The 747-nt window shown below is 60.4% G+C and carries 1 protein-coding gene; it reads left to right on the top strand.

The genetic code is table 11. The features are described 5' to 3' along the window. Window positions 1-628 (top strand): FAD:protein FMN transferase (locus AACS18_RS09775; protein ID WP_181363434.1); only part of this gene is annotated, 628 nt, incomplete at its 5' end. Between the last annotated feature and the right edge of the window lie 119 nt (window positions 629-747).

Below are 747 nucleotides of genomic sequence, written 5' to 3'. Positions count from 1 at the left end.
ACCCGATGAGGCAGCCATCGCCGCCGCCCGCCACAAGGTAGGGATCGACAAGCTGAGCCTGACCCCGCAGGGGGATCACTTCTTGCTCGAAAAAACGATCCCGGATCTCTATCTCGACCTCTCCACCCTTGGCGAGGGGGCCGCCTCTGACGAGATTGCCGCCCTGCTCGAAGGCAAGGGGGTACACAACTACCTGATCGAAGTGGCCGGTGCGGTGCGCAGCAAGGGCAACAACAGCAAGGGCTCGCCATGGAAAGTGGCCATCGTCGAACCCTCCGATCAGCCGGGAGCGTTTTCCGATATCGTCATCCCCAACGGCATGGCGCTCAGCACAGCGGGCAGCTATCGCAACTACTACGAGCTGGATGGCCAGCGTTACTCCCATATCATCGATCCCGCCACCGGCCAGCCGGTCACCCACAAGCTGGTCTCCGCCAGCGTCATCACCCCGACCGCACTGGAAGCCGATGCCCTCGATACCGCGCTGATGGTGATGGGGCCTGAAGCGGGGTTGGCATTTGCCAAGCAGCACAAGCTGGCGGTCTATCTCATCATCAAGACCGAACAGGGGTTCAAGGCCGAGTACACGCCGCAATTTGCTCCCTATCTGGCAGAGAAAAAACGGTGAGTTCAAGGCCCTGGCAACAGGGCCTTTTTCTTTCACTCATCGCGGGCAAAAGGCGGACAAACGGAGACGGTTCGCAATCGACAACTTGGCCAATTGCCTCTTCGGGCGCTTTGGTGGCA

The organism is Aeromonas sp. HMWF015, assembly GCF_963878965.1.
In the GTDB taxonomy this organism is placed as follows: Bacteria; Pseudomonadota; Gammaproteobacteria; order Enterobacterales; family Aeromonadaceae; genus Aeromonas; species Aeromonas veronii.
Note: the sequence above shows the minus strand (reverse complement) of the source record. Positions and strands in the feature narration are given on the sequence as shown.